This is a genomic window from Thioprofundum lithotrophicum, assembly GCF_055387065.1.
On record NZ_AP042379.1, the window covers coordinates 990,309 to 1,004,461 of the forward strand.

The following is a 14,153-nucleotide window of genomic DNA, read 5'->3' on the forward strand; positions in this document are numbered from 1 at the left end:
GCGCACCTGCCGCCGCATGATCCGCTTCGCCAACACCTTCAAGCGCTATCCCGGCGGCCACGAGGCCCTCAGCGACGTCAGCTTCCACCAGCCCCGCGGCCAGATGGCCTTTCTCACCGGCCACTCGGGGGCCGGCAAGAGCACCCTGCTGCGGCTCATCGCCCTGCTCGAGCGGCCCACCCGCGGGCAGGTGCTGATCAACGGCCAGAACACCGCCCGCGTGGCACGCCGGCGGATCCCGGCATTTCGCCGCCAGCTCGGCATCGTCTTCCAGGATCACCAGCTCCTGTTCGACCGCAGCGTGTTCGACAACGTGGCCCTGCCGCTGGTCATCGCCGGCCTGCCCCACCGGGAGATCGGCAAGCGGGTGCGCGCCGCGCTCGACAAGGTGGGCCTGCTGGGCAAGGAAAAAGCCATGCCGGTGACCCTCTCCGGCGGCGAACAGCAGCGGGTGGGCATCGCCCGCGCGGTGGTCCACAAGCCGCCCCTGCTTCTGGCCGACGAGCCCACCGGCAACCTGGACCCGGAACTGTCACGCGAGATCATGGGCATCTTCGAGGACTTCGCCCGGGTGGGCGTGACCGTGCTAGTGGCCACCCACGACATCGCCCTGATCGAAACCCTGCCCTACCGCCGTCTGACCCTGCGCGAAGGCCGCCTGGTGGGCGACACGGCGCCCGGAGCCGCCGCCTGATGGCCGCCCCCCTGACCGCCGCCCGCGTGCACCTGCTGCGCCACCTGCAGGTGTTCTTCTACAGCCTCGGCCAGCTCGCCCGCGCGCCCCTGGCCAGCCTGATGACCGCGGCGGTGATCGGCATCGCCCTGGCCCTGCCCGCCGGCCTGCACGTGCTGCTGGACAACGTGCAGCAGCTCACCGGCGGCTGGGACAGCGCCTCGCGGATCTCCCTGTTCCTCAAGCGCAACGTGGGCGACGAGCGGGCCCGCCGCCTGGCCGCCACCCTGCGCCGCCTGCCCCAGGTGGCGGCGGTGGACTACCTCCCCCGCGAGAAGGCCCTGGCCGAATTCGAACGCCTGTCGGGCTTCGGCGACGCCCTCAAGGCCCTGGACGAGAACCCCCTGCCGCCGGTGCTGATCGTCACCCCTGCCCCGGCGGCCGCCACCCCGGAGGCGGCCGAACGGCTCCTGACCCACCTGAAGCAGTACGGGCCGGTGGAGCTGGCCCAGCTCGACATGCAGTGGGTCAAGCGCCTGTACGTGATCATGGCGCTGGTGCGCCGCGGCGTGCTGGTGCTGGGCCTGCTGCTGGGCCTCGCCGTGCTGCTGGTGGTGGGCAACACCATTCGTCTGGCCATCCAGAACCGCCGCCAGGAGATCGTGGTGATGAAGCTGGTGGGCGGCTCCGACGCCTTCATCCGCCGCCCCTTCCTCTACACCGGCTTCTGGTACGGCCTGTTCGGCGGCCTGATCGCCGCCCTGCTCGTGAGCCTGGCCCTGTGGACCCTGGCCGGCCCGGTGGAACGCCTGGCCGGGCTCTACCAGAGCCCCTTCCGCCTCGCCGGCCTGGGCGGCGGGGAACTCCTCACCCTGCTCGCCACCGGCATCGGCCTGGGCCTGGCCGGCTCCTGGCTGGCCGTGGGCCGGCATCTGCGGGAAATCGAGCCGGCCTGATTCGGAACGCGCAAACAAAGCGGCCGGGAAACCGTTTCCGCACAACGTTGTCGAACTTGCCAACGGAAACGCCATCGACTAGCTTTTTGTAATACCCACCAGCCTGCGGAGGCCGGAAACATGGAAGCCGTGAAAATTTCTCCAAAATTCCAGGTCGTGATTCCGAAGCGGATCCGCGAATCCATGAACCTGCATCCCGGCCAGAAGCTGCGGATCATCGACTTCGGCGATCGCATCGAACTCGTCCCCGAGCGCCCCATCACGGCACTGCGCGGCTTTCTCAGGGGTATCGATACGGCGGTGCCGCGCGAGGACGACCGACTGTGAAACACGTGGTGGACTCCTCCGCCTGGCTGGAGTTCTTCGCCGACGGTCCCAATGCCGAAGCCTTTCTGGAACCCCTCTCGTCCCCCGAGCAACTGATCGTTCCGACCATCACGCTCTACGAGGTCAGCAAGGTGGTCCAGCGCCAGCGTGGCCGGGACGCCGCCATTCAGGTGCTGGCGGTCATGCAACAGGGCCGGGAGGTGTCGCTGGATGCGCCCCTGGCCATCCAGGCCGCCGCACTCGGCCTCGAACTCGGGCTGCCCATGGCAGACAGCATCATCCTGGCCACGGCCCGCGCCCATGGCGCCACGCTCTGGACCCAGGACGAGGATTTCCGCGATCTGGACGGCGTTCAATACTTTCCCAAACCCGCCGGAAAGCCCTGAATTTCCGATAAACTGTGCGAACGTTCTGCCGATACTGACATAAGATTGCAGATTGATTTCATTGGGGGCAGGTCCCGGAGCGCGATGAACGACGCCATCACCCGCATTCTCGTGGTCGACACCTCGGCGCTGACCCGCGAGATCCTCTCCCGGATCCTGCGCGAGGAGCTGGATCACACCGAGGTGGTCACTGCCGCCTCGGGGGCGGCAGCCCTGGAGGCGCTGGAGGGCGGCCGTTTCGATCTCATCACCACCGCCCTCCTGCTCTCTGACATGGACGGCCTGGCCCTCAGCCGCCAGGTACGCGAGTCGGATCACCATCATTACACGCCGGTGATCGTGGTCTCGGGCGATGCCGACAACCGCCTGCTGCGGGAAGGCTTCGAAGCCGGGGTTACCGACTACTTCGACAAGTCCAACGGCTACAAGGCCTTCGGCGCCTTCATCAAGAGCTTCCTGCAGCGCAACTCCGGGCTCGCGGGGCACATCCTGTTCGTGGAGGACAGCCGCACCTCCGCCGCCGTCACCTGCAAGATGCTCGACAAGCACGGCCTCACCTATCACCACACCAACTCGGCCGAAGAAGCCTACCGGCTGCTGGCCAGGATGCGCAGCGAACCGGAAGACGCCGAGCACTTCGACATGGTGATCACCGATTTCTACACGGTGGGCGAGATGACCGGCGGCGATCTGCTCCACGCCATCCGTGCCAAGTTCCACTTCTCCCAGCAGGAGCTGCCGGTGCTGCTGCTGACCTCGGCCGACGATCAGCAGACCCAGGTGGAGATCTTCCACGCCGGGGGCAACGACTTCGTGGCCAAGCCCATCGTGGAGGAGATCCTGCTGGCCCGGGTGCGCGCCCTGCTGCTGATCAAGCACCAGTACGACGCCCTCAAGGCCCAGACCGAGAAGATCCGCTGGGTGGCGGTCACCGACAGCCTCACCGGCGTGCACAGCCGCCGCTACCTGGTGGACCACGGCGAGGAATTCCTGCGCGAGCCGGCCAACCAGCCCGCCTGGGCGGTGATCATCGATCTCGACCACTTCAAGCGGATCAACGACACCCAGGGCCACATCACCGGGGATCACGTGCTGGCCGAGATGGGCAACCTGCTCAATCGCGCGTTTCCCGACGACATGGTGGTACGCTTCGGTGGCGAGGAATTCTGTATGCTGGTGCGCCGCAATACGCAGGAGCAAGTACTCACTCGCCTTGAGGCCCTGCGGCGAGACGTCCAGGCCCGCCGGCCCGCCGACGTGGACGTGACCATCAGCGTGGGCGTGGCCGGCACCGCCGACTTCCCGGATCTGCACATCTCCGACTTCCTGGCCCGGGCCGACCAGGCCCTGTATGCGGCCAAGGAAGGGGGACGCAACCGGGTCTGCCTGTGCACGCCCGAGGGGCTTCGCCTCTCGCCCTGGCACGAGGCCGAACTGCCCGCCTCCCCCGCCGCAATTGATCCAAATCAGTGAATCTCCCTTTGCGTGGCGTGAACTTTCCCCTGCCTTGGCACTCTAAGAGCCCGAGTGCTAATATGAAGACGAATCTTTCCACGGGGGATAGAACCATGAACAAGGACCTTGCAATGCAGTTGGCTGTACCGGCCGGGAACCTGGACGCCTACATCCAGGCCACCCGTTCGATTCCGATGCTCAGCGCGGAGGAAGAAAAGGCGCTGGCCACCCGTCTGCAGGAAAAGGGCGATCTGGGTGCCGCGCAGAAGCTGATTCTGTCGCACCTGCGGTTCGTGGTGCACATCGCCCGGGGCTACAGCGGCTATGGCCTGCCCCTGGCGGATCTCATCCAGGAAGGCAACATCGGCCTGATGAAGGCGGTCAAGCGCTTCGACCCGAAGGTGGGCGTGCGCCTGGTCTCCTTCGCCGTGTACTGGATCCGCGCCGAGATCCACGAGTTCATCCTGCGCAACTGGCGGATCGTCAAGGTGGCCACCACCAAGGCCCAGCGCAAGCTGTTCTTCAACCTGCGCAGCGCCAAGCAGCGCCTGGGCTGGCTGAACCACGAGGAAGTGGAAACGGTGGCGAAGGATCTGGGGGTGACCCCGGCCGACGTGCTGGAGATGGAATCCCGCATGAGCGGTCAGGACATCGCCTTCGACGAGCCCGATTCGGACGACGACCGGCCCACCTTCTCCCCGGTCTCGTACCTGCAGGACGTGCAGCACGAACCGTCCCGCATCATCGAGGCCGAGGACTGGGAGGCCCATCATCACGAGCAGCTGCAGGAAGCCATGAACACCCTCGACGCGCGCAGCCGGGACATCATCGAATCCCGCTGGCTGACCGAGGACAAGGCCACCCTGCACCAGCTCGCCGACAAGTACCACGTCTCGGCCGAACGGATCCGCCAGATCGAGAACAACGCCATCAGGAAGCTGCAAAAGGCGATGGCCGCCTGAAGCCCTCTTCCTTCACCCACGAAAAAAGCCCCGTCACCGGGGCTTTTTTCGTGTTGCGTGCTTGTATTTTCACGGCTGTAGGCGCGGCGCAAGCCGCGATGCCCCACCCCCGTCCCCGGCCGACCTGCAACAACACGAGCGCGGCGAGGACGCCGCGCCCACGGCTCCTGCCCTCACGCCACCTCGGCGCGGGCGCGGCGCTGGCGCACGGCCTCGGCCAGTTCGTGCAGGAGGGGTTCCGAGTCGTCCCAGCCCAGGCAGGGATCGGTGATGGAGACGCCGTATTCCAGCGGCTTGTCCGGCTCGGCGTCCTGGCGGCCGGGCTTGAGGTGGCTCTCGATCATCACCCCCATGATGTGCCCGTTGCCGGCGGCAATCTGGCCGGCCACGTCATGGCCCACCTCCACCTGGCGCGCATACTGCTTGCGGGAGTTGGCGTGGCTGAAGTCGATCATCAGCCGGTCCTGCACGCCGGCCTCCTGGAGCTGGCGCACTGCCTCGGCCACGTGGGCGGCGTCGTAGTTGGGCTCGCGCCCGCCGCGCAGGATGATGTGGCAGTCCTCGTTGCCGGTGGTGGCGAAGATGGCCGAGTGGCCGGCCTTGGTCAGGGAGAGGAAGTTGTGGGGCTGGCTGGCGGCGCGGATCGCATCCACCGCCACCCGCAGGGTACCGTCGGTGCCGTTCTTGAAGCCCACGGGGCAGGAGAGGCCCGAGGCCAGCTCCCGGTGCACCTGGGATTCGGTGGTGCGCGCACCGATGGCGCCCCAGCTGATCAGATCGGCGATGTACTGGGGCGTGATCAGATCCAGGAATTCGGTGGCTGCCGGCACGCCGAGGCCGTTGATGTCCAGCAGCAGCTTGCGGGCGATGTGCAGGCCCTTGTTGATCTGGAAGCTGCCGTCCAGATCCGGATCGTTGATCAGCCCCTTCCAGCCGACGGTGGTGCGGGGCTTCTCGAAATAGACCCGCATCACCACCAGCAGATCCTCCGCCAGCGCCTCGCGCAGGGCCGCCAGGCGGCCCGCATACTCGATGGCGGATTCGGGATCGTGCACCGAACAGGGGCCGATGATCACCAGCAGGCGGTCGTCGCGCCCGAAGAGGATGTTGTGGATGGCCGTGCGGGTATCGAAGATCAGCCGGCTCACCGGATCGGTGATGGGCAGATCCTGGTGGAGCTGGACCGGCGGCACCACCTCGCTCATGGCGGTGATGCGCAGGTCGTCGGTCTTGTATTTCATGGTCATGACGGTCGATTCATCCACGGGCCGCGGCGGCGAAACGGAAGCTGTCAATCATAATCCCTGCCGCAAGGCGGGTAAACCGCGCCGATCAGGGCCGGCGGCGCCGGCCGGGGTATAATTTCGGGCAAACCACACCCACAAGGCTTCCGCGCATGTACACCCTCGAAGAACTGCAGGCCCAGAACCGGGAAATCGCCCATCTGTGCGACGTGCTCGCCGTGCTGGTGGAACACCCCCACCTGCACAACAACCCCGTGGTCTGCGAACTGATGAAGCGCTTCAAGGAGAAGGTCTGGCTGCATCTGGTGTTCGAGGACAACGCCCTCTACCAGGAGCTGGCCCGGCACGACGACGCAGCCACCCGCCAGGCCGTGCAGGAGTTCCACGACAGCGCCCGGGCGCTAAAGAAGCGCTTCTCCGCCTACCTGCGCCGCTGGTGCCAGCCGGAGGTCTCGGACAGCGAACACCAGCAGTTGCTGGAGGAGAGCCGGGAAATCTTCAACCTGATCCGCCAGCGCCTGACCTACGAGGACGAGCGGCTCTTCCCGCTGCTCGAACACAGCGGGGGGGCGGACTGAGCCGCGACGAAAACGCCCCCGGGCGGGGGCGCATCATGCCGGCAGGAAACGGAATCAGGCCGTTTTCGGCAGGCTGATCTGCTGGCCGCTGCGGGCCCAGCCGAACATGCCGCCGCGCAGATTGTAGACCTTGTCGAATCCCTGCTGCTGCAGGAACATGCAGACCTGCGCCGAGCGGGCGCCGCTGCGGCAGATGAACACGGTGTCCTTGTCCCTGTCCAGTTCGTTCAGGCGCAGGGGAATGGAGGCCATGGGCATGGGCTCGGCGCCGGGAATGGTGCCGGCGGCGATCTCGCCCATCTCGCGCACGTCGATCACGCGCAGATCCTCACCCTTCTCTTCCATCCAGCGGGCCAGCTCCGGGGCCTCGATTTCCTTGATGTTCCAGTGCATGGTATTCGTTCTCCAATGTCTGACCGGAATGCTAGTATATTAGCGATTTCTTATATTTCAACCTGCGGATCGTAGGGGAATTTCGCCGTTCCCTTCCCGCAGGCTATCATGGCCGCCCTTTCAACGCCCGGATATCCCCATGGTCAGCCGTCAGGAACGCAAGGCCCGCCAGAGCTACCGCCGCAACGCCCTCAAGCGCTACGAGAAGGATCGCCTGCGCAACCGCCTGGCCGAGCCCGGCTGCCACGACTTCGTGCTGGTGCTCGACCACCTCAAGGCCGGCTTCAACATTCCCAAGATCTTCCGCAGCGCCGAGGCCTTCGGCGCCCACGCCATCCACCTGATTGGCGCCGAACCCTTCGACCCGGCCCCGGCCAAGGGCACCTTCCGCAAGGTGCCGGCCCGCTTCCACGCGCGCTTTGCCGACAGCCACGCCGAACTGCGCGAGGCCGGCTACACCCTGTTCCGCCTCGAGGCCGGCGGCGCCGAGCGCCTCGATGCCGTCGAACTGCCGCGGCGCTCCGCCTTCATCCTCGGCAACGAGGGTCTCGGCATCACCTTCGAGCCCCAACGCTACCCGGACGTGCGCGGCCTGGCCATCCCCCTGTTCGGCCAGACCGAAAGCCTCAACGTGAGCATCGCCGCCTCCATCGTCATGTACGAATACGTTCGCCAGTGGGGCAAAAAGGGTGACGCGGACGGCTAGCCCGACTATTGCACCATGTCGAGGCGCATCATGTAGGTCGGGCTTCAGCCCGACATGCGTCGGTGCAAAACCCTTGTCGGCCTAAAGGCCGACCTACGATATGCGATCTTCCGGCGTCCATGGCACCATGTCCTGGCTAGCTTGCCACCAGCGTCGGCAGAAACACCTCGTTGACCAAAAGCGGCTTGCCGCCGGTGAAGAAGACGGAGCGGCGCCCCCAGATCCGCGCCGGCGGCTCGGGCAGGCCCTGCACGGCGGTATGGAAGAGCCGGTGGCGGGCGGTCATGCAGGCCACCTCCACGTCCTCGCGGCGCAGGCCGGGATCGGCGAACAGCACGGCGCCGAGGGGCCGGGTGCCCAGATGGGCCAGGTGGCGCTGGGCGCCGCGCAGGGTGCTGTGGGGGATCACGGTACGGGCATAGACCCAGGGCGTTTCCTCGCACAGGAGCTGCACCTCCCGGATCAGGGCCACCTGCCACGGCGGCAGGCCGAGGCGGGTGGCCTCGTTGAGCAGGGGACGCGCCCAGCCCTGGCCCAGCACCCGCACCCGGAAGCCCCCGCCACAGCGCGCCACCAGCCGGCGGGTGAGCGAGCCCGGATCGAACAGCCAGGACGCCACCGTCGCCGGCACCGGATGGGCGAACAGCGCCCGACGCCCGCGCCACACCGGCTCGGCGGCATGCTGACCAAAACGGTTCATGAAAACGCGGCCGGACACTCGCAACCGGCGCCGCCCCGCTCAGGCATAGCGCAAGCGACCCTTCGGCTCGGGAATGGGCCGCCCCTCTTCACGCGCGGTTTCAATCCATTCTTCGATCACCCGTTCGGCATTGCGTACGGCTTCCTCGTAACTCTGACCGTCGGCCATGCAACCCGGCAATTCGGGCACCTCCACGATGAAGGCCTGATCTTCATCGCTCCAATAAATGATCATTTCATAGCGAATCATGGCCGGATACTCCGAAACGGTATTTGACGAGGATGCCCCGAATCTGCTTGACCTGATAGGGCTTGGCCTTGGCCCCCTTGGGCTGAAGGTTGATGATTTCCTCCACCTGAGGGTGCGTGAAGATATGATGGTCTCCTTTGATCCGTTCTGCAAACCCGAGCGACTTCAGATACAGACGAAGCGCCTGAAAGGCGATGTTGGCATCCGACTGCCCCGACAGAATCTGCTGTCGCAGACGTTCCCTTTTCCCCATGTTCGCCTCCCTTCGCTCTCTCTCCCTGACAGGCTGTTGATTCAAACCTCGCCGTAGCGGGTGGCCTCGCCGATCCAGCGATCGATGAGCGGCTGGACGTGGTCGGGGTAGTCGGCCAGCAGGCGATCGGCGAGGCGGGCCACCCGGGGCAGGAGATGGCCGTCGCGCTGGAGATCGGCCACGCGCAACTGCAGCAGGCCGGTCTGGCGGGTGCCCAGCACCTCGCCGGGGCCGCGCAGTTCCAGATCCTTGCGGGCGATGGCGAAACCGTCGGCGGTGGCGCGCAGGGTGCCGAGGCGTTCGCGGGCCGTGTCGCTCAGCTCGCCATGATACATCAGCACGCAGACCGAGGCGGCGCGGCCGCGCCCCACCCGGCCGCGCAGCTGATGGAGCTGGGCCAGGCCCAGGCGCTCGGCGTTCTCGATGATCATGAGGCTGGCGTTGGGCACGTCCACCCCCACCTCGATGACCGTGGTGGCCACCAGCAGATCGATCTCGCCGGCCTTGAAGGCCTGCATCACCGCCTCCTTCTCGCCGGTCTTCATGCGCCCGTGCACCAGGCCCACCCGCACGTCGGGCAGCGCCTCGGCCAGTTGCGCGGCGGTATCCTCGGCGGCCTGGGCCTGCAGGGCCTCCGATTCCTCGATCAGGGTGCATACCCAGTAGGCCTGGCGGCCCTCGCCACGGCAGGCCGCATGGACCCGGGCCACCACCTCGTCGCGCCGGGTATCGCGGATCACCACCGTCTCCACCGGCTTGCGGCCGGGCGGGAGTTCGTCGATCACCGAGCAGTCCAGATCCGCGTAGGCCACCATGCTCAGGGTACGGGGAATGGGGGTGGCGGTCATGATGAGCTGGTGGGGCACCCGCTCGTCGCGGCGGCCCTTCTCGCGCAGGGCCATGCGCTGGTGTACGCCGAAGCGGTGCTGCTCGTCCACCACCACCAGGGCCAGGCGGGCGAAGGCCACCTCCTCCTGGAACAGGGCGTGGGTGCCCACGGCCACCGCGCTCTCGCCGGCCGCCAGCGCCGCCAGGGCCTCGCGCCGCGCCGAGGCGCGCAGCTTGCCCGACAGCCAGGCGACGTCGATGCCCAGCGGCGCCAGCCAGTCGCGGAAGTTGCGGTAGTGCTGCTCGGCCAGGATTTCGGTGGGCGCCATCAGCGCCGCCTGGTGGCCGGAGCCCACGGCGCGCAGCACCGCCAGCAGGGCCACCAGGGTCTTGCCGGCGCCCACGTCGCCCTGCACCAGGCGCTGCATGGGCACGCCACGGGCCAGATCCGCGTCGATCTCGGCCGCCACCCGGCGCTGGGCGCCGGTCAGTTCGAAGGGCAGGGTGGCGAGAAAGCGTTCGATCAGCGCCTCCCCCCCGCGCAGCGGAAAGCCGGGATGCTTTTGCACCCGGCTGCGCAGCCGGCGCAGGCTGAGGGTGTGGGCCAGCAGTTCCTCCAGCACCAGGCGCTGGCGCATGGGGTGGTCGGGCTCGGCCAGCGAGTCGAGCGAGACGTCGGGCGGCGGGCGGTGCAGAAAGCGCAGGGACTCGGCCAGCGAGGGCAGATCGGCGTCGTCCCGCAGGGCCTCGGGGATCAGTTCGGGCAGGTGCAGCTCGCCGCGCGCCAGGCACTGGAGCGCCTGGTCGGTGAGATTGCGCAGGGTGAGCTGGTGCACGCCTTCGGTGGCCGGATAGATGGGGGTCAGGCTCTCTTCCATCGCCACCGGCTCGTCGCTGTCCACGGCGCGGTATTCGGGATGCACCATCTCCAGCCCGCCGGGGCCCTTGCGCACCTCGCCGAAGCAGCGCAGCACCACGCCCCGCGCCAGGGCCTGCTGCTGGCGGGCATTGAAATGGAAGAAGCGCAGGGTGAGAAAACCGGTGCCGTCGGACAGGCGCGAGAGCAGCATCCGCCGCCGGCCGAACTTCACCTCGGTCAGCTCCACGGTGCCCACGATCACCGCCTCGCGGCCGGGCCGCAGGGCGCCGATGGGCGTGACCCGGGTGCGATCCTCGTAGCGCAGGGGTAGGTGGAAGAGCAGATCCGCCACCTGGCGGATGCCGAGCTTCGCCAGCTTTTCGGCCATGCGCGGCCCCACGCCCTTGAGGGCGGTCACGGGCAGGGCGGCAGCGGTGCGCGTCACGTCCCTGTGTTCACGCGGCATGGGCGAGGAAACGGGCCGGCGTCAATCCCCGGGCACCATCACGGCGTCCATCTCCACGCCGGCCCCCTTGGGCAGGGCGGCCACGCCGATGGCGGCGCGCGCCGGGTAGGGCTCGCGGAAGTATTCGGCCATGATCTCGTTGACCAGCGGGAAATGGCCCAGATCGGTGAGAAACACGTTGAGCTTGACGATGTCGGCGAGCGTGCCGCCGGCGGCCTCGCACACGGCGGCGAGATTGTCGAACACCCGCCGGATCTGGGCGGCCATGTCGCCCTCGACCATCGCCATGGTCTCGGGCACCAGCGGGATCTGGCCGGAGAGATAGACGGTGCCGTTGACCTTCACTGCCTGGGAATAGGTGCCAATGGCCTGCGGGGCCCGATCGGTGCGGATGATTTCCTTTGCCATGAATCCTGACCTCGTGAAAAAACCGGCGGAATTGTCGCACGGGGCCGCGGGCGAAGGAAACGCCCGGCGCGAAAACGCCGTTCCGGAGGCCTGGACAGGCGTTTGTCATGCACACAGGGCCCTTGAGGCCTACTTCTTCAGGCGGTAGATCCGCTGCACCATCTCCAGGCTGCGCAGGCTGCGCATGATCCGCGCCAGGTGGCGGCGGTTGCGGACCATCACCGTGAAGCTCAGGGTGGAGTGCATGCCATCGCGCTCCTCGATGCTCACGTTCTCGATGTTGGCTTCCATGTCGGAGAGGGTGGCCGCCACCTTGGCCAGCACGCCGCGCTGGTTGAGCACCAGCAGCTTGATGTCGATGGGGAACTCGCCTTCCAGATCGGCCTCCCAGGCCACGTCGATCCACTTCTCGGGCCGGTTGCGGTATTCGGCCACGTTCTTGCAGTCTTCGGTGTGGATCACGATGCCCCGGCCGGAGGTGACGAAGCCGAGAATGGGATCGCCGGGGATCGGTCGGCAGCACTTGGCGAAGGTGACCACCGCGCCTTCCGTGCCCTTGATGGCCAGCGGCTTCGGCCGCGCCGCCTGGTCGCCGGGATGCTCTTCGCCCTGGAGCAGGGCGCGGGCGATGACCATGGGCATCTGGTTGCCCAGGCCGATGTCGCTGTAGAGGTCGTCGAGATCGGCGTAATTGAATTCGGCCAGCACCCGGCGGGTCTGCTCGTCCGACAGGCTTTCGAGGCTGGCGCCGTGGGCGGCCAGGCTCTTGTTGAGCAGGCGGGCGCCGAGCATCACCGCCTCCTCGCGCTCGAGGTTCTTGAGCACGTTGCGGATGTGGGTGCGGGCCTTGGCGGTGTGCACGAAATCGAGCCAGGCGGGATTGGGCTGGGCGCCCTTGGAGGTGATGATCTCCACCGTGGCGCCGTTGTAGAGTTCGGTGCGCAGCGGCACCAGGCGCCGGTCGATCTTGGCCGCCACGCACTGGTTGCCCACATCGGTGTGCACCGCGTAGGCGAAGTCCACCGCCGTGGAGCCGCGCGGCAGCACCATGATGTCGCCTTGGGGCGTGAACACGTAGACCTCGTCGGGGAAGAGATCGATCTTGACGCTTTCGAGAAACTCGATGGAATTGCCGGCCTTCTGCTGGATCTCCAGCAGATCGTGCAGCCACTGGCGGGCCCGGATCTGGGCGCTGTTGCCGGCCGCCTCGTCGGAACTCTTGTACAGCCAGTGGGCGGCGATCCCCGACTCGGCCACCTTGTGCATCTCCGCGGTGCGGATCTGCACTTCCAGCGCCACCCCGTAGGGGCTGAACAGCACCGTGTGCAGGGACTGGTAGCCGTTGGCCTTGGGAATGGCGATGTAGTCCTTGAACTTGCCCGGCATGGGCGTGTAGAGATTGTGCACCGCGCCCAGCACCCGGTAGCAGGTGTCCACCGAATCGACGATGATGCGGAAGGCGTAGACGTCCATCACCTCGCTGAAGGCCAGGTGCTTGTCCTTCATCTTCTTGTAGATGGAATACAGGTGCTTCTCGCGGCCGAGCACCTCGCCGTCCAGCCCCTCCTGTTCGAGGCGCGCCTGAATGGCCTCCTGCAGCTTGCCGACGATTTCCTTGCGGTTGCCCCGGGCCCGTTTCAGGCTCTCGCGCAGCACCCGGTAGCGCATGGGATAGAGGGCGGCAAAGCCCAGATCCTCCAGCTCCAGGCGCATGCGGTTCATGCCCAGGCGGTTGGCGATGGGGGCGTAGATCTCGAGCGTCTCGCGGGCGATGCGCCGGCGCTTGTCGGGGCGCATCACGCCCAGGGTGCGCATGTTGTGCAGACGGTCGGCCAGCTTGATGAGGATGACGCGGATGTCCCGCACCATCGCCAGCATCATCTTGCGGAAATTCTCGGCCTGGGCCTCGGCCTTCGATTCGAACTGGATGTGGGTGAGCTTGCTGACGCCGTCGACCAGCTCGGCGATCTCGTCGCCGAAGCGCTCGGCCACCTGTTCCTTGGCGATGCCGGTATCCTCGATCACGTCATGCAGGATGGCCGCGGCGATGCTCTTGTGGTCCATGTGCATCTCGGCAAGGATGCGGGCCACGGCGATGGGATGGGTGATGTAGGGTTCGCCGGAGAGGCGCTGCTGGCCCTCGTGGGCCTCGGCGCCGAACAGGTAGGCCGCATAGACCTCGCTGACCTGCTCCGGCTCGAGATAGGTTTCCAGAATCTCGCACAGATCGCTGATGCGAAATTCGGCGCCGGTCTCCTGAAGCTGTGTGCCGGGGGTGGCGATTACTCGCCTCCTGTCTCGCCTTCCTCGCCGGATTCGACCGTCTTCTCGCCCGCGTCCGCCTCCGCGGCCCCGCCGGCCAGGTCGCTCTCCAGGGCCGCCTTGATGGCCGCCGCCACGTCCATCTCGGACAGGGGCTGGTTGCCGGTCTCCTCGGCGATGGCCTGATCCTCGGCGGTGGGCTCCTCCAGCAGCTCTTCCTGGATCACCGGCTCCTGCTCTTCCAGGATGTCGGCATTGACCAGGTTCTCGGCGATCTCGCGCAGGGCGATGACGGTCGGCTTGTCGTTCTCCTCGGGCACCAGGGGCTCGGCCCCCTTGGAAAGCTGGCGGGCGCGCTTGGCGGCCACCAGCACCAGTTCAAAGCGGTTCTTGACGTTTTCGAGGCAGTCTTCGACGGTAACGCGAGCCATGGGTTCTCTCCGGATGG

At 67.0% G+C, this 14,153-nt stretch carries 17 protein-coding genes; 8 read left to right on the forward strand and 9 right to left on the reverse strand.

All coding sequences use genetic code 11. The features are described 5' to 3' along the window. Positions 1 to 16 precede the first annotated feature (16 nt). The 6 genes from ftsE (at position 17) to rpoH (ending at position 4,759) form a co-directional block, all read left to right on the forward strand. Entirely contained in the window at positions 17 to 694 is a 678-nt protein-coding gene (ftsE, locus tag ACZ5BH_RS04660; protein ID WP_464890753.1) for a cell division ATP-binding protein FtsE, read from the forward strand. Next, the gene (gene ftsX, locus ACZ5BH_RS04665; protein ID WP_464890754.1) at positions 694 to 1,629 is read left to right on the forward strand and encodes a permease-like cell division protein FtsX; all 936 of its coding nucleotides are present in this window, start codon (positions 694 to 696) and stop codon (positions 1,627 to 1,629) included. The genes ftsE and ftsX overlap by 1 nt, the downstream gene beginning before the upstream one ends. A 120-nt stretch (positions 1,630 to 1,749) precedes the next feature. Then, entirely contained in the window at positions 1,750 to 1,956 is a 207-nt protein-coding gene (locus ACZ5BH_RS04670) for an AbrB/MazE/SpoVT family DNA-binding domain-containing protein (RefSeq protein WP_464890755.1), read from the forward strand. Further along, entirely contained in the window at positions 1,953 to 2,342 is a 390-nt protein-coding gene (locus tag ACZ5BH_RS04675; protein WP_464890756.1) for a DUF5615 family PIN-like protein, read from the forward strand. Before ACZ5BH_RS04670 ends, ACZ5BH_RS04675 begins: the two co-directional genes overlap by 4 nt. An 84-nt stretch (positions 2,343 to 2,426) precedes the next feature. Beyond that, positions 2,427 to 3,815 carry a GGDEF domain-containing response regulator gene (locus ACZ5BH_RS04680; RefSeq protein ID WP_464890757.1) on the forward strand — a complete coding sequence of 463 codons (1,389 nt, stop codon included), beginning with the start codon at positions 2,427 to 2,429 and terminating at the stop codon, positions 3,813 to 3,815. A 95-nt stretch (positions 3,816 to 3,910) separates the two neighbouring features. Next, complete coding sequence (gene rpoH / locus ACZ5BH_RS04685) at positions 3,911 to 4,759, forward strand: RNA polymerase sigma factor RpoH (RefSeq protein WP_464890758.1); 849 nt, start codon at positions 3,911 to 3,913, stop codon at positions 4,757 to 4,759. 173 nt (positions 4,760 to 4,932) lie between these two features. On the opposite strand, the gene aroG is transcribed toward rpoH, so the two are convergent. Next, entirely contained in the window at positions 4,933 to 6,000 is a 1,068-nt protein-coding gene (gene aroG / locus ACZ5BH_RS04690; RefSeq protein ID WP_464891193.1) for a 3-deoxy-7-phosphoheptulonate synthase AroG, read from the reverse strand. A 155-nt stretch (positions 6,001 to 6,155) separates the two neighbouring features. Here aroG and ACZ5BH_RS04695 point away from each other — a divergent pair, with 155 nt between their 5' ends. Then, entirely contained in the window at positions 6,156 to 6,581 is a 426-nt protein-coding gene (locus ACZ5BH_RS04695) for a hemerythrin domain-containing protein (RefSeq protein ID WP_464890759.1), read from the forward strand. 54 nt (positions 6,582 to 6,635) lie between these two features. On the opposite strand, the gene ACZ5BH_RS04700 is transcribed toward ACZ5BH_RS04695, so the two are convergent. After that, entirely contained in the window at positions 6,636 to 6,974 is a 339-nt protein-coding gene (locus ACZ5BH_RS04700; protein ID WP_464890760.1) for a rhodanese-like domain-containing protein, read from the reverse strand. Between the two features lie 139 nt (positions 6,975 to 7,113). Between ACZ5BH_RS04700 and ACZ5BH_RS04705 the strand changes: the two genes are divergently transcribed. Next, a complete protein-coding gene (locus ACZ5BH_RS04705; RefSeq protein ID WP_464890761.1) occupies positions 7,114 to 7,680 on the forward strand; it encodes a TrmH family RNA methyltransferase in 567 nt (188 codons plus the stop codon). Between the two features lie 136 nt (positions 7,681 to 7,816). Here ACZ5BH_RS04705 and ACZ5BH_RS04710 read toward each other — a convergent pair whose 3' ends face one another. The 7 genes from ACZ5BH_RS04710 to rpoZ form a co-directional block, all read right to left on the reverse strand. Continuing rightward, positions 7,817 to 8,380 carry a chorismate--pyruvate lyase family protein gene (locus tag ACZ5BH_RS04710; RefSeq protein ID WP_464890762.1) on the reverse strand — a complete coding sequence of 188 codons (564 nt, stop codon included), beginning with the start codon at positions 8,378 to 8,380 and terminating at the stop codon, positions 7,817 to 7,819. A 39-nt stretch (positions 8,381 to 8,419) separates the two neighbouring features. Further along, positions 8,420 to 8,629, reverse strand: a complete 210-nt coding sequence (locus tag ACZ5BH_RS04715; RefSeq protein WP_464890763.1) for a type II toxin-antitoxin system HicB family antitoxin — start codon at positions 8,627 to 8,629, stop codon at positions 8,420 to 8,422. After that, positions 8,616 to 8,882: a type II toxin-antitoxin system HicA family toxin gene (locus ACZ5BH_RS04720; protein ID WP_464890764.1), complete on the reverse strand. Its 267-nt coding sequence runs from the start codon at positions 8,880 to 8,882 to the stop codon at positions 8,616 to 8,618. Before ACZ5BH_RS04720 ends, ACZ5BH_RS04715 begins: the two co-directional genes overlap by 14 nt. Before the next feature lie 41 nt (positions 8,883 to 8,923). Beyond that, positions 8,924 to 11,035: an ATP-dependent DNA helicase RecG gene (recG, locus tag ACZ5BH_RS04725; RefSeq protein WP_464890765.1), complete on the reverse strand. Its 2,112-nt coding sequence runs from the start codon at positions 11,033 to 11,035 to the stop codon at positions 8,924 to 8,926. A 21-nt stretch (positions 11,036 to 11,056) separates the two neighbouring features. Further along, positions 11,057 to 11,443, reverse strand: coding sequence for a RidA family protein (locus ACZ5BH_RS04730; protein WP_464890766.1), 387 nt, complete (start codon positions 11,441 to 11,443; stop codon positions 11,057 to 11,059). Positions 11,444 to 11,572: 129 nt separating this feature from the next. After that, positions 11,573 to 13,726, reverse strand: coding sequence for a bifunctional GTP diphosphokinase/guanosine-3',5'-bis pyrophosphate 3'-pyrophosphohydrolase (spoT, locus tag ACZ5BH_RS04735; RefSeq protein WP_464891194.1), 2,154 nt, complete (start codon positions 13,724 to 13,726; stop codon positions 11,573 to 11,575). After that, positions 13,726 to 14,136, reverse strand: coding sequence for a DNA-directed RNA polymerase subunit omega (gene rpoZ, locus ACZ5BH_RS04740; protein WP_464890767.1), 411 nt, complete (start codon positions 14,134 to 14,136; stop codon positions 13,726 to 13,728). The genes spoT and rpoZ overlap by 1 nt, the downstream gene beginning before the upstream one ends. Between the last annotated feature and the right edge of the window lie 17 nt (positions 14,137 to 14,153).

What these genes read in the sequence shown, in the direction of transcription:
- ACZ5BH_RS04700 (WP_464890760.1), bottom strand. Translation starts at nt 6,974, where the DNA reads ATGCACTGGAACATCAAGGAAATCGAGGCCCCGGAGCTGGCCCGCTGG.
- ACZ5BH_RS04730 (WP_464890766.1), bottom strand. Translation starts at nt 11,443, where the DNA reads ATGGCAAAGGAAATCATCCGCACCGATCGGGCCCCGCAGGCCATTGGC.
- ACZ5BH_RS04715 (WP_464890763.1), bottom strand. Translation starts at nt 8,629, where the DNA reads ATGATTCGCTATGAAATGATCATTTATTGGAGCGATGAAGATCAGGCC.
- rpoZ (WP_464890767.1), bottom strand. Translation starts at nt 14,136, where the DNA reads ATGGCTCGCGTTACCGTCGAAGACTGCCTCGAAAACGTCAAGAACCGC.
- ACZ5BH_RS04710 (WP_464890762.1), bottom strand. Translation starts at nt 8,380, where the DNA reads ATGAACCGTTTTGGTCAGCATGCCGCCGAGCCGGTGTGGCGCGGGCGT.
- ACZ5BH_RS04680 (WP_464890757.1), top strand. Translation starts at nt 2,427, where the DNA reads ATGAACGACGCCATCACCCGCATTCTCGTGGTCGACACCTCGGCGCTG.
- ftsX (WP_464890754.1), top strand. Translation starts at nt 694, where the DNA reads ATGGCCGCCCCCCTGACCGCCGCCCGCGTGCACCTGCTGCGCCACCTG.
- ACZ5BH_RS04720 (WP_464890764.1), bottom strand. Translation starts at nt 8,882, where the DNA reads ATGGGGAAAAGGGAACGTCTGCGACAGCAGATTCTGTCGGGGCAGTCG.
- aroG (WP_464891193.1), bottom strand. Translation starts at nt 6,000, where the DNA reads ATGAAATACAAGACCGACGACCTGCGCATCACCGCCATGAGCGAGGTG.
- ACZ5BH_RS04695 (WP_464890759.1), top strand. Translation starts at nt 6,156, where the DNA reads ATGTACACCCTCGAAGAACTGCAGGCCCAGAACCGGGAAATCGCCCAT.
- rpoH (WP_464890758.1), top strand. Translation starts at nt 3,911, where the DNA reads ATGAACAAGGACCTTGCAATGCAGTTGGCTGTACCGGCCGGGAACCTG.
- ACZ5BH_RS04705 (WP_464890761.1), top strand. Translation starts at nt 7,114, where the DNA reads ATGGTCAGCCGTCAGGAACGCAAGGCCCGCCAGAGCTACCGCCGCAAC.
- recG (WP_464890765.1), bottom strand. Translation starts at nt 11,035, where the DNA reads ATGCCGCGTGAACACAGGGACGTGACGCGCACCGCTGCCGCCCTGCCC.
- ftsE (WP_464890753.1), top strand. Translation starts at nt 17, where the DNA reads ATGATCCGCTTCGCCAACACCTTCAAGCGCTATCCCGGCGGCCACGAG.
- ACZ5BH_RS04670 (WP_464890755.1), top strand. Translation starts at nt 1,750, where the DNA reads ATGGAAGCCGTGAAAATTTCTCCAAAATTCCAGGTCGTGATTCCGAAG.